The sequence below is a fragment of the Paenibacillus sp. J22P90 genome (assembly GCF_059692195.1).
In genome coordinates, this window is record NZ_JCAUAY010000003.1 from 150372 (window position 1) to 163036 (window position 12665).

Below are 12665 nucleotides of genomic sequence, written 5' to 3' on the forward strand. Positions count from 1 at the left end.
AGACTCAGTTGTATTGCTTTTTTAAATGCTCCGAAATCGACGTAAAAGCGAAGTCCTTCAAAATATTTTCCAGCTTCGCCTTCGTACCATTTACATTATAGTAATGGATGAAACGCTCTTTGAAAGGAAGCTCCAGCTTATGCTCCTTCTCATCAATTTCCCGTGGATGCAAGTAAACAATCGAGCTCTTCCCTTGGCGATTAGCAGATTGAATAGCTTTTTTAATGAAAAATTCAGGAAAAAATCGGAAATAAAATCCGCCGGAGTAACCGATATTTCGACCAGCCACTCTCGTCACGGACATCGGAATCTCGAATAAGTTAAGCTCTCTGCCATTCACCACGGGCTTATGAATCCCTGTCGGAGCTGTCGGAATACCGTATAGGAACGTTTTTACCGGAAAAATACTCGCGTCATACTGCAAGCCCATCTCTTCCAAAACTTCGAGATAGTGTAGATTTTTTTCAATGATGGACCACGACGGGGCACGGTACCCCATCACTTTCGTTCCGGTTAAATTTTCAAGAATATCGACGGATTTCTGAACATCCAATCGAAACTCTTCCTTAGTTTGCTTATAAGCTAATTCATGCGCGTAGCCATGCGATGCCACATCATGTCCCTCGTTCGCGATCGCCTTCACGATATCCGGGTAATCCTCGCCAATACAGCCAAGTGTAAAAAAGGTCGCTTTACATCCCGCATCGCTGCACATCTGCAGCAGTGTATCCATATGCGCTCGAAAGCTGGAGCCCTTGCTGCGGTCAGGTCTTACGTTGTCATAGTTCGCGTGGAACCATTCCTCAATATCGAATGTCAGGATATTCGTCATCGGTTTCAACACATCAGACATGCTTCTTAATCCCCTTAATGGCGAATGAGGTACATAAGCGGTCATAGACCTTCCATTCTGCGCTGCCCTTCGTCACGTATGGGAACGGATGATAAATTTTTAAGAACTCGATCTGCTCAAATCCGTGCTCGATAAACACTTTTTTCAGCTCGTCCATGCCGTACATCTGATCGAATTTTTTCGTTTTCTCGAACAGGCGCAGCAATTTCCGCTGCCATGAACGGCGATGCAACGTTTCGATCAGCAATGTCCCTCCAGGCTTCGTCACTCTAGCCAGTTCGCCAATTACCGCGCGATATTGCTCGATAAGCTGAATGACGCCAATGCACAAGACGAGGTCAAATTTCCCCTTTTCAAAATGAAGCGCCGTCAGATCATCTGATGAGGTTCTGAGTCCTCTTTCCGCCGCGAAGGCGAGGCTGCGCTCCGAAAAATCCACGCCATACACGGTATTGGCCCCAACGAGTGGTTCACTAAAGGCTCCTACGCCACAGCCTGCGTCCAGAACTTCTTTCCCTTGAAGCTCTCCCAGCCATCCCAACGTATGATTTCGCTGCAAAAAGAAGCTCTCTTCGTTATAGTAATCCGAGGATTGTACAGACGCTCCATGAACTTCCGCTCTCTTGTCAAAATACTGCTTCCAGCTAAGATTAGACATGCTCGATTTCCCCCGATTTAGATATCATATATGTTGTAAACCCTACGGCATGAGATACTTAATGAGCTGCTTACCAACAGGTTCGGTCAGCACGTTAGGCATGACTTTCCAGAGCTCGACGAATACACGCAGCTTGTCTCTGTCTGGCGGACCATCGTTCTGATCAGCAGTACCCATAACGAAATAGTGCAACTGCTCAGCCTTGGCGCCCCATTGTTCTTTGTATTTATACGTACCTGAGCCTGTTTGAGATCGACCGAGATCAAGCTGCTTTAGCCCGTTCTTGATGCCAAACTTCACAGCTTCCCAGTACATAAAGTTATTCAGATACTTGTGATTGTACTCGGTCAAATTGGCGCCATACGGATAATAAAGCGTGGAATCTCCCGGACTCATGAGCAGCAGCATCCCCCCTGCAACCTCCCCGCTCTCCGCATCCATGACCGTTAACAGCGCCGAATGATCAGGTAAATAGGTGAAGAATCGCTCGAAAAAGGACATATCCTGAGCCGGTGATCCGAGCTGCTTCATGCGCCGGACGTACACTTTATGAAATTGAGCTAGATTTCCCTTATCAAAGGAAACTTTAAACCAATTGTTCTTATATACCTTCCGAACATGATTTCGATTGCTTCGCGTGGAGAGCGACAATACCTCATCTTCCTCCGTTAATGGAAGCACAAACGTATGATTCGCAAGGCTCAATTTACCCTGACATGTTTCCAGTTGGGTAATTATCTGCGACAGTTGCGTGTCTACGCAGGAGCTCGTCCCATCTTTCAATCTTAGCTCCAAGTAGCTCAGACGATATTTCGCCTTCAATTCAGCCATGGCCGCAATCGCAAAGTGACCCGCCATCCTATTTAAGGCACAAATATCGGTATAATTGACAAAAGGAAGCGAAACGCCTACTTGTTTGAGTCCTAAGTTGCGACCGCCGATCAAAGGGATCAAGGCGCAAATGTGGTCATTTTGATCCACAACCGCATGATACAAGCAACGATAACCGAACGAATCGAGCAGGATTTGTCGAAAAGCTAACGTATGAAATACCGTCCCCTGGGTCCAAGCAAGCTGATCCCACTCTTCCCTCATGCTTTCTGTATATGGCAAACAACGGTACATACGAACTATCCTCTCAACCATAAAATGACGCCAATCATGATAAACACACAGCCAGCCCACTTCATAGCGCTAATTTGTTCATGGAAAATCATAATCGAAACGAGGATCATAAAAATATATTGAATACTCGATACAAAGGTTACATAGCTCAGATCGAACTGGGATAGGCAATAGATCCAAATAAACGCAGCCAACGCATAAAAAGCAAACCCGGTTACAATCAAAGGTGTCGTCATGTAACCTATGGCAATCGCCATAATCCCGCCTTCAAAATTGACAGCGCGGCCACCTATTTTAAGCAATGTGCTGGCAACAACCGTCATAAGCACACTTGCAACTAGCATGAAATATTTGATGACTGTTCCTCCTTGCTTAATTTCTTCTCTAGCTCCTCTATTCTGAGCTTCGTCAAACCTAACTCTTGCGTAAGTGTTTTGTTATGCAGCTTTAAGCCCGAAATACTAATACTCGTATTCAATAGAAGCAGATAGGCCGACGCGATGAGAATCGCGAAAAAAGCAGAAGGCGCATAGTCGATGCCCAGTAGACCAGAGAACCAATCCATCAACCCCGTGAACATAGACATAATTAGCGTGAAAATGCCGATGACAAACCAAACAATGGCGTATTTCTCTCTAAGTCTTCTAGCTCTAACCATCATAAATACCGTACAAATCAAAATAAAACTGAAAACCACACCCATCACTTGCACACTATACAGATGATTGTCACTCGCCATCATCCCTATCACCTCGTCCTTGTTCTTGTCCTTGAATAAGAGAATAAGATTGACATGATTACCTTTGTCATATAGTAGGGACTTTTAATCGGGGTAATGGATGAGACGCCGTGTTCGCGTTCTCTCATTTCAACACCGATTTCACCGATCCGAAGCCCATGCTTACTGAGTAAAATAATCGCATCAGGTTCAGGATAATCGTCTGGATAAAATTGACTCAATAGCTCAATACTTTTGCGATTGTACATACGGAAGCCTGAAGTCCCGTCCGTAATTTTCGTCTGGATTAATAAACGGAACAGATAATAGAACACTTTAATCCCCATGCGTCTTGACCATGTGGTCTGGAACGATTTAATGTCTAGGAACCTAGAGCCGATGACCATATCGTTGCCCGTTTGCAGCATGGAAGCATAGAGCTTACCCACTTCGCGGGGGAGGTGCTGGCCGTCGCCGTCAATTTGAACCATATACGAGTAACCGTGCGTATTCGCATATTTGAAGCCGGTTTGCACCGCGCCGCCAATCCCTAAATTATAGGGAAGATCCACGACATGGACGCCTTCCGCCTGCTTGGCTATAACCGAGGTGTTGTCCTTCGAGCAATCATTAATAACGAGAATATCGCAATGTGGAAGATGCTCCCGAACATCCTTGATGACTTTTAAAATGTTGCTTTGCTCATTGTAGGCCGGGATTACAATGAGTGTTTGTTTCGGTTCCATTCGAGCAGCCTCCCCGTTAGATTTTTAATTATGACTAGGATGAAGTTGATCAATCTGTCCAGCCCGTACCCGCAAACAATACAGATAAAAGGTAAAGCAGGCAGCTTATATCGATACATGCTATCCATGAACAACACCAAGCAAAAAATAAATATCGAGAGAATGACCAGCCAGATAATCGATGACTTTCTGAAAATCTGGTTTTTTATGGCTGCGTAAGTTCCGGTTATGAATAGCAGCAACGGAATGAGATCATTGCCAAATTTGATAAGCCCCGCCACATTCCGTAAATCCGTCTTCCAAACCCACCAACCGAGAAAGGCAATAACCCTTCTACCGTATAGCAACAGAACATGATCCCAGTTATGAATGAGAAAGCTTAGGATCAAGCTGCCAAAAATATCGATGCGATAGTCCGGACGATAGGCGTAGTCATATTTCGAAGGATTATCATAGATCCAACCTTTGGCGTAAATATTATAGAGAACCAGCTTCGCGTTATATTGCAAGGAGGCAATAAACGGATTATGACTCCATACTAGATAGACAGCGGCTGCTAGTGCCAAAAATAAAGCGCATACAACAAGATACCAGTACCTTTTAAACAAAGCTATTATTTTATTTTTGTTAAGATGAATTGCGAGATAGAGGAGGATAAAAACTAGCGTCAACACGCCCGTTGGCCGGAATACCAGCATAATGAGCGATGAAATAGCAAACAAAGTTATATATACTTTCTTGTAGCTCTCTAGCATTTTAAGAAGGAGAAAAACATTCAGCAGAACTAGATTCATGAAAAAACTATCGGAAAGAATGTACATCGACCAAATCATGATATGCCAGGAGGTGGCATAAAAGTACGAGGCAATAATCGCTGCTAATCGGTTAAATAACTTACGTGTAATGAGATACACTAGCACAACACTCGCGGCTGTCGAGATCGCCTGAGCAAAAATGACCGCGTGAGGGTTCTTAAACACGCCTAGCAATAACGTGAGAATGAGATTATAGCCCATGTATAATAGATCATTCATATGTAAGCCAATTTTGAAATCGGCTAACAAGTTATACGCGTAATTGAGGTACCACTCCGAGTCTTCTGACTGTGGAAACCCCTTCTCGGAGTGCAATTTATAAAAAAAGTACTGTAAAACTTCCTTCAACGCCAGCAATAAAAGGGGGAGGATATAGATCCATTCGCAATTTTTGTACTTGTGATAGAGTTGATACACGCAGGTTACATCTCCAAATCTGTAATTGTGATGAATTTGTAAAAAAAGTGTGATCTAAATGTGAAATTGCGAAACCCATTAGATTTTTCGACATATTTTTTGAAATTCCTTCTTGAAATCGAATATAAATAAATATATTTCTGAGGATGAGGAAAAAACCATATCGCAAGGGGTTTTTCTCTGCTATTTACTAGGTATTGCACCATTTATTTTCTTTTATATGCAGCAGGAATTCATTTCAAATTATCGAATACGATATGTTGTGATACATTTTGTATCAATCATAAACTTAGGATGTGGGCATAGCATGTTGTCAAAGCCAAGATTATGTATGGGTATGGTTTTTATTTTTCCTGGCAGTCCTTTTACTGCCTGCGTAAAGCATGCAAAAGTGCGAAAGTGCATCTATTTTTATCGATTAAACCCCTCTATTTGAAATGCGTGCAAATGTGCAATTATTTTTGCTGGAACAACTCGTTTGGCGCTTATTCAGTACTAAATGATGCCTTTTTGCACTAATTTATCTTTGTTTAGTCGAAATCCCCGAAAATGAGTGCTCTTTTGCATCTTTAACCGAACTGCTAAAACCTGCACCTAATTTGGTAATCTGGGATCGCCACATTTACCTAGGAACACACTTTTTATTCGTTGTGCAATTTCCTGAAAAATGGTACGATATATACTGTAATATGTAATTTACAGGAGGGTTTAAGAATGAAAAATGAACAAGATAAGCCTATGTATTATGATGGAAGCGGTACGATTCAATTACTCCAGAAAACGTCAGATGCCAAGGATATCATTATTAAACCCGTAGGTGTAAAAATCGAACACGTTGCGTTTCCTTATTACCCATATCAATAAAATTTACGAACTGTATACAAAATTTAAAGGAGGGGCCTGTGCCCCTCCTTTTCACATAGGAGCCGTTGTCGAAAGCATCCCCGCCAGCAAAATAGCTACGAGGGCTAGTGCAATCTCTAGACGAACTCCCCAAACAAAGCGATGGAAGACCCTCGTTTTCATTTGTGGCATCAGTATCCATCTGTGATATCCAGCAATCACCATAATAACGATAAATACTGATGATTTTGCCAGCACGAGTTGGCCATAATCACTTTGAAATAGCGCTTCCAAACTTTTTAACCGCTGCATAGAAAGCAGAATACCACTTATGGACACGATTCCCATTGCTGGGAGTGCAAATAAGGAAAATCGCAAAATCAGTTTGTTAATTGAGGCCACCTTTTCGAGTGTATAATCACGTTTACTTATTGCGGCCACAATTGCTGTTAATCCTCCAAACCATATGGCTGCGGCAAGCATGTGCAGTCCATGGGTCACTACGGCATACCAAACCCCAGATTCAGCAGCAAATGCATGTCCAGTTAATGGAAAAGTGATAATGAGTAGACTAGCTAATATGGTTTGCAGCAAGTAAACCTTGCGTTCATCTCGTGTCGGAACGAACGTTAGGACGAGCATCAAACCGACGATTGCAGGACGTATCCACGAAATCATACCCATCATCGTTGAAGGGATAAGGGTTTGTAACGTTTTCCAGACCCTATGCAATCCGCCGCCACTCAACTGATCTGCTAGTATCCAATCATGCGTTGCCCCCAACACAAACAAAAGGACTAATGCAATGACATAGATTCGGCGCTGTTTGCTTTGTGAACGTCTCTCCTCTGTCAGCTTCATCGCAAAATCCCAGCTCATCCATTTACTGAACAGTGCTCCAGATAGGCCGATCGTTACCAGAACTTCAACTATTCGCAGCAGGTGATAGAGGTTCGTACGCCAAGTTTCGGGGGGCTGATCTTTTGACTCCGTATTTGCCGCATGCGCTTGAATATCGTTTATTGGGTCATTTTTCAATTCTGTTGAGTGCTCAATAACCGCTAAAGGACCCTCCTCTTTCTTCTCCGTGACTTCATTCTGTAATGTCACTGCCGGTTGTGCAGTCGCCAATTGAGGTAGTGGCGATGAAAGAGCAGGCATCACAACTTCAACCTTCTGTTCGGGTTTTATTTCCGGTTTTACCTCTGCCTTTACTTCTGCTTTTACCTCTGCCTTTACCTCAACTTTCACCTCTGGCTTTATCTCAGCCTTTACCTCAGGTGTCGGAATCGGTACTGATGACGGCGCTGCACTTGGCTCTAATGACGGCGGTGCACTTGGCACTGAAGAGGGCACAGCCTCCTCGAGTGAAATGGTTTCACTCGGCTTCTCTTTCATCAGCGGCACTGCAACCGAGAAGCGGAATGATCCTTCCGTCACATGTGTATCCGCAGACAGCACCTGCCATTTCACCTTATACATCCCGTCATCCAGCTTCGGAATTGTATAGATCAACCATCGATCATCTGCTGCACTTAATTGACCGCTGATGATTTTTCCATTTCGATCTTCTACCGTAATTTGACTCAGCTTCAAGTTAACTGCTTCCGTAAATTGAACGCGGATTTCAGGAGGCGACTCCTTCAGAACCGCATCCTGCAGCGGCGTAGATCGCGCCAAACTAGCATGAGCACTTACTTGAGAGGGCAGCCCAAGTATGACAACGATCAGGCATACAGCAAGTCTCATCCATGGGAACCTCAATAGACATCCCTTCCTTCTATAACAAACAGAGCCGCATGCTATCACATGGTCGGCTCTGCCTTTATTCATCTATGGCTTAGTATAAATGAGAACCGCCGCTCGAGATTCCCCAACTGCAGGTAAATATTCAACAATCGCTCCCAAGCTCTCTCCAGCAGTTCGAATAGCGACTACCCCGTCTTTGGTATAGGATGCATCAATATGCTCTTGTAGAAACGAAGCACTGACATACGTTACCCCGTCTTGAATAAATATGTCGCGAGCTTCCACCTGCTTCCCATTTACATAAACATGAGGATGCGGATTTACCTGGCCCAATGGCAAATGAACAGAACCATTTTGCACCCGATAGGTCATCGTAATCGCATAAGTTACTTTCTTGTACTCACCCGCCTTACTCTCGTCCGTGGTAAGGGAAGCTCTCAATAAATAGTCATCCGCCAAGCCCGTTTGAAAGGAAATCAAGCCGTTTGCATCCGTTTGAAAGGTTTGCGCCTCCGAATTGCTGCGACGGATGAGCGATACTTCCGTATACGCTAAGGGGTTTCCCTTCAAAAGAAGCTGAACTGCGACTTTTTCATTCGGTGTCACGGCTGCTGGATTAAATTGTGGAACGAATTCAGCACGGTCGAGATTGACAGGCTTAGCGAATCCACGCAAGGCTTTTGCACGGTCGAGCGTCGGGATATCGGTTACAGCTACGAATGATTTTGCACTTCGAAGCGACCTCGTGGACGCTGTCTTGTTAATGCTGTCGGCCTCAGCCGTAATAATATAGGCTCCTGGTGTAGACGATGTAAATGACGCCACAAATCCATTATTTACCGCAGGCTCTTTATCCGTAGCCGCTTCGCCAGCGTAGAAACGCGTCGATGTAATATCTACCTTTTTACCTGCAGGCGTCGTTACATATACCTTGGAGGTATCTGGGCTCCACTGACCAGCGATCCGATAGCTCTTGTGCTCGTTCGAGTGATTGCCAAGCAGCAATTCCACATAGGATACTTCGCCCTGAGCCATGATGGGAGCATTCGTTTGAGACCAGCCATCATGCGCTAACGCGTGTGATGCCAAACTGAAGGTGAGCGCTGCAGTAAGCGCGAAAACGGCTATTTTTTTCATCCGCATGCGTAGTAAATCCTCCATTATATGAAATAGTGTTATTCAACAATTACTGTTGCTTGCATGCTTGGATGGGTGGAACAGTAATACGTATAAGTGCCAGCCCGAGTAAAGGTATAGCTCCATGTATCGCCAGGCGTAATGTTTCGGCTATCAAATTGAACATCAAGATCCGTAACCGTATGAATTTGCGTATCCTTGTTGATCCAGGTCACTTTGGTGCCCGCTTTGATCTTTAGCTCCTTGATCGAAAAGGCGGCTTGATTGATCGTCACAATTTGCTCCCCTGCTTGTGTCGAAGAGGATGAATCCTTAGATGAAGGTGTTGATGCGTGCGCTCCCATGTCCATGTTCATACCCGCATGCATGTTCATGTCATGTTTGTCGGGATCATACAAGAGTGTGACATTTCCCGTTGTGGGGTCGTATTTAACCTTAGCCCCAAGGTTCTCAGAAACAAATCTGAGCGGAACCATACTGAAACCGTTTTGGTTAAGGGGCGGCTGCTCCATCGTCAGCTCTTTACCGTTTACAATAACTTTGTTGCGATTAATCCAAAGTTGAATTCGGGTATTGGGTGTCGTATAGACGACGGACTTCTCTTCATCTATCCAGAGAATCTCAGCCCCCAGCTGATTCCCGATGAATCTTAACGGAACATACGTGGTGTCATCAATCAACTGTGGCGGAACATCCAAAAGCGTCACTTTTCCATTCACCTGGACATTCGCATCGCCTGCATGCAAAACAATTGATTTACTCGCAGCGGACGCAATGCTAACCATCGTATGCAGTCCACCTGGATACACGCCATTATTCGTATTGTCTACGATATTGTGGCTATGGAACGGAAAGTCGCCGTCCTGTGTGAAGGTAACTAGCAAGTCGTATCTTTCCGCTGGACCGATATTAATTGTGTCCTTATTCAAAAAAGCCGGTAAAGGCCGTCCATCCGATGCAATGACCTGAAAATGATGCCCATGTAAATGCAAAGCATGTGCCTGATAGCCCGAGTTAATCACGCGAATGAGGACCGTTTCACCAACTTTGCCCTCAATTAAGGTTGTTGGGTCTGCTTCTGTATCCGGAAAAGCTTTTCCGTTAATTGTCCAATAACGAGGATGAAAATCGGTACGATCATAGGCCGTGCCTGTTTCAACAGCTTTATGCCACACAGGATCAATTTCGTTCATAACATACGTATACTCTTTGTCATAGGCTGGACCGCCAGTCCATGCTTGATTGGCTCCGTCTTTTGCCTTAACAATAAATGCACCATGCATCCCCATCTGCAAATGTTCCACGGTATCCACATGACAATGATAAAAATATGTACCTGCATGATCGGCTGTAAAATGATAAGTAAAGCTATCGCCTACCAAAATATCTGTGGAGGTATGTGGTACCCCGTCATTGGCTTGATCGGTGTCGAGTCCATGAAAATGGATCGTATGGGCCAAACGTTTAATGCCCGTTTTTTTCGGCCCGATGTTGGTTAACGTCACTTCTACCTGATCCCCTTCGTTCACAACTAAAGTTGGGGCAGGATATACAGCAGTTCCTTGTTCGTTCTTTAGACTGTAGCCCCAGACATAGACCTGCGTTTGGTCAGGCAGCGTTAAATAACCGTCTGTCGCATATAAGTGAAATTTTTTAACTGACACGGATTCCTCTGCACGAACCGAACCCGACTCGATGCATAGTAATCCTACTAACACAATCATTGCTGCGAAAAGGAAGGGAAGACACGCTCGGCGCAGCCATCTAGTCGAACCTAATCTATTCATCGCTTGCAGGCCTCCTGATACAAAGCACGAGAGAAGCATTCGCTTCTCCCATGCCCTTCATCAATTAATTCACGGTAACGGTAAATAATTTCAATGCTTCATTCCAGCTATAGCTGCCGCCTAGCAAACTAACGATGTCTTCCAATGCTGCATAGCTATGGCCATCGATAATTTGTGGTGCGAGATCGGAGAAGAACTGTTTGCCGTTGATAATAACCTTAACGCCTGGTGTAGGTACTAGCTGAGCAGGCAGGGCATGTTTTCCTCCAATGTTGACAACCACGGCATGCAAATCTTCGTTCCATACCGTCGTCCCGCCTAAAGCTTCGATTACTGGGACAATTGCCGCATAGGCATGATTATGATACAGCTGCGCTGAAGCCGTAGTGAAAGGTTTGCCATTCACCATTAGCTTAACGGCACCTTTTGGCGCTACAACGATGATACCTGTCATTTTGCTGCCGGAGTGTAGGTAACATTCGTAGACATAGGTGCCGGCTTTGGTAAATGTCAGGGTGTACGACTTTTGCGCCATAAGCATGCCTGAATTGGTAAACCCTTTTCCATCAAATTTATCTGTTCCAGCAGGTGCCAAGAATGCTGGATTCATATCCCCCATCGGGCCGAAAAAGCTTAAATCGTCTGGTTTGTTGAACGTAATAAAATGCGGTTCATACAAATTGTCATTCATCCACTCCACGGAGTCGCCTTCATTAATGTATAGAATTTCCGGCATCATGGTATTCAATGTAAAACCGCGATGCCCCATCCCTGCATCCACCATGTACATCGTGCTGCCATCGGCATTCTTCATATAATTTCCGTCCATACTGGTATGTTTCAGTGCTTCAACTTGCGCTAATAAATCATCTACATCGGACTTGACCCCTGCCATTTGTTCAACAAGATTAGGGATAGGCGCTCCAACTGGGAGAACAACAACCGTTCCTGTCATGAGTGGATGCAAAATACAAGCATAGGGGTAAGCTCCTGCTGTCGTAAACGTAATGGAGTACGAATCTCCTGGCGCTAGTAAGCCAGAATTCATTAAGCTTTTTCCATCCCATTTACTTCCACTCGCGGCAGAAGGTGCGAGGGATTTAGGATCTTGCGGGTTAAGCGGGGCGGCACCGGCAAAAAAAGTGACAGTGTGCGGTGTAAACTTTGCACCATCTGTAAATTTAACCGTATCCCCTTCATGAATGTAGATGACTTTCGGAAACATGGAGTCCAAAGAGGTTTGATCCTGTTCCTTTCCTACGGAAACGTTCCACGATTGTGGAGCAGCAGTTTCTGCGGCGAATGCAGTTCCGTACGAAGCAAGCAACAATGCAGATGACAACAATAGAGCCATTACCTTTTTGCGCATTCAAATATTCTCCTCACCAGATCATTATTATGTAATCCATCATTGGATAACACCAGGCACTGTGAAGACTTAACCTCGTTGTATTAACCATACGCTTCGATACAAATTGTATCAGAACACCTCTTCTCATTCAATAGATAATGTATGGTAAAACTTACAGTCTTTCTATAAAATTTTGATTTATAATTGCCATACCGTTAGCCCACAAAATGATCTAATACAATATTTCTGAATAGTCAAAATTTTTCGCAAAAAGGTTAAAAAGTAGTATATGTCTCGCTCATATTTTTACTTTAAAATAATTGTGTCAGCCTACAACTAAACAAAAATGTAAGCGTTTTATTTTTATGGAAGGCAGAAGCTAAAGAGAGAGTATTTGACGAATCTACGTTTCGTGCTGATCGAAGCGAGGGTGAAGAGTGGATTTTTGCCGAGGTTAGCAAGCTGA

Annotated in this window: 12 protein-coding genes; 1 reads left to right on the forward strand and 11 read right to left on the reverse strand. The window is 44.3% G+C overall.

Annotated features, from left to right (window positions below; translation table 11 throughout):
• Positions 1-4: 4 nt before the first annotated feature.
• From AC58UX_RS10995 to AC58UX_RS11025, 7 genes are read right to left on the reverse strand one after another with little or no spacing between them, the layout of a single operon-like run.
• Positions 5-853, reverse strand: a complete 849-nt coding sequence (locus AC58UX_RS10995; RefSeq protein WP_497252428.1) for a DUF3473 domain-containing protein — start codon at positions 851-853, stop codon at positions 5-7.
• A complete protein-coding gene (locus tag AC58UX_RS11000; RefSeq protein WP_497252430.1) occupies positions 846-1511 on the reverse strand; it encodes a class I SAM-dependent methyltransferase in 666 nt (221 codons plus the stop codon). Before AC58UX_RS11000 ends, AC58UX_RS10995 begins: the two co-directional genes overlap by 8 nt.
• 42 nt (positions 1512-1553) lie before the next feature.
• Positions 1554-2636, reverse strand: a complete 1083-nt coding sequence (locus tag AC58UX_RS11005; RefSeq protein WP_497252432.1) for a GNAT family N-acetyltransferase — start codon at positions 2634-2636, stop codon at positions 1554-1556.
• A gap of 5 nt (positions 2637-2641) precedes the next feature.
• Positions 2642-2980, reverse strand: coding sequence for a DMT family transporter (locus tag AC58UX_RS11010; protein ID WP_497252435.1), 339 nt, complete (start codon positions 2978-2980; stop codon positions 2642-2644).
• Positions 2974-3375 (reverse strand): DUF2304 domain-containing protein, encoded by a 402-nt coding sequence (locus AC58UX_RS11015; RefSeq protein WP_497252437.1) that lies wholly within the window; start codon positions 3373-3375, stop codon positions 2974-2976. Before AC58UX_RS11015 ends, AC58UX_RS11010 begins: the two co-directional genes overlap by 7 nt.
• Positions 3376-3383: 8 nt before the next feature.
• Positions 3384-4100, reverse strand: coding sequence for a glycosyltransferase family 2 protein (locus tag AC58UX_RS11020; protein ID WP_497252439.1), 717 nt, complete (start codon positions 4098-4100; stop codon positions 3384-3386).
• Entirely contained in the window at positions 4073-5263 is a 1191-nt protein-coding gene (locus AC58UX_RS11025; protein ID WP_497252441.1) for a glycosyltransferase family 39 protein, read from the reverse strand. Before AC58UX_RS11025 ends, AC58UX_RS11020 begins: the two co-directional genes overlap by 28 nt.
• A 783-nt stretch (positions 5264-6046) precedes the next feature.
• Between AC58UX_RS11025 and AC58UX_RS11030 the strand changes: the two genes are divergently transcribed.
• Positions 6047-6196, forward strand: a complete 150-nt coding sequence (locus tag AC58UX_RS11030) for a hypothetical protein (RefSeq protein WP_497252443.1) — start codon at positions 6047-6049, stop codon at positions 6194-6196.
• 51 nt (positions 6197-6247) lie between these two features.
• Here the strand turns inward: AC58UX_RS11030 and AC58UX_RS11035 are convergent, their stop codons facing one another.
• From AC58UX_RS11035 to AC58UX_RS11050, 4 genes are all read right to left on the reverse strand, one after another.
• Positions 6248-7924, reverse strand: a complete 1677-nt coding sequence (locus AC58UX_RS11035) for a copper resistance CopC/CopD family protein (RefSeq protein WP_497252445.1) — start codon at positions 7922-7924, stop codon at positions 6248-6250.
• 84 nt (positions 7925-8008) lie between these two features.
• On the reverse strand, positions 8009-9067 hold the full coding sequence (locus AC58UX_RS11040) for a DUF4198 domain-containing protein (RefSeq protein WP_497252447.1): 1059 nt from the start codon (positions 9065-9067) through the stop codon (positions 8009-8011).
• A 32-nt stretch (positions 9068-9099) separates the two neighbouring features.
• Positions 9100-10848: a stalk domain-containing protein gene (locus AC58UX_RS11045; protein ID WP_497252449.1), complete on the reverse strand. Its 1749-nt coding sequence runs from the start codon at positions 10846-10848 to the stop codon at positions 9100-9102.
• Positions 10849-10912: 64 nt separating this feature from the next.
• Positions 10913-12217, reverse strand: a complete 1305-nt coding sequence (locus AC58UX_RS11050) for a plastocyanin/azurin family copper-binding protein (RefSeq protein ID WP_497252451.1) — start codon at positions 12215-12217, stop codon at positions 10913-10915.
• Between the last annotated feature and the right edge of the window lie 448 nt (positions 12218-12665).

Excerpts from the sequence above, each read along its gene's own strand:
- AC58UX_RS11015 (WP_497252437.1), bottom strand. The coding sequence starts at position 3,375 with ATGGCGAGTGACAATCATCTGTATAGTGTGCAAGTGATGGGTGTGGTT.
- AC58UX_RS11030 (WP_497252443.1), top strand. The coding sequence starts at position 6,047 with ATGAAAAATGAACAAGATAAGCCTATGTATTATGATGGAAGCGGTACG.
- AC58UX_RS10995 (WP_497252428.1), bottom strand. The coding sequence starts at position 853 with ATGTCTGATGTGTTGAAACCGATGACGAATATCCTGACATTCGATATT.
- AC58UX_RS11040 (WP_497252447.1), bottom strand. The coding sequence starts at position 9,067 with ATGCGGATGAAAAAAATAGCCGTTTTCGCGCTTACTGCAGCGCTCACC.
- AC58UX_RS11005 (WP_497252432.1), bottom strand. The coding sequence starts at position 2,636 with ATGTACCGTTGTTTGCCATATACAGAAAGCATGAGGGAAGAGTGGGAT.
- AC58UX_RS11010 (WP_497252435.1), bottom strand. The coding sequence starts at position 2,980 with ATGCTAGTTGCAAGTGTGCTTATGACGGTTGTTGCCAGCACATTGCTT.
- AC58UX_RS11000 (WP_497252430.1), bottom strand. The coding sequence starts at position 1,511 with ATGTCTAATCTTAGCTGGAAGCAGTATTTTGACAAGAGAGCGGAAGTT.
- AC58UX_RS11045 (WP_497252449.1), bottom strand. The coding sequence starts at position 10,848 with ATGAATAGATTAGGTTCGACTAGATGGCTGCGCCGAGCGTGTCTTCCC.
- AC58UX_RS11020 (WP_497252439.1), bottom strand. The coding sequence starts at position 4,100 with ATGGAACCGAAACAAACACTCATTGTAATCCCGGCCTACAATGAGCAA.
- AC58UX_RS11035 (WP_497252445.1), bottom strand. The coding sequence starts at position 7,924 with ATGAGACTTGCTGTATGCCTGATCGTTGTCATACTTGGGCTGCCCTCT.
- AC58UX_RS11050 (WP_497252451.1), bottom strand. The coding sequence starts at position 12,217 with ATGCGCAAAAAGGTAATGGCTCTATTGTTGTCATCTGCATTGTTGCTT.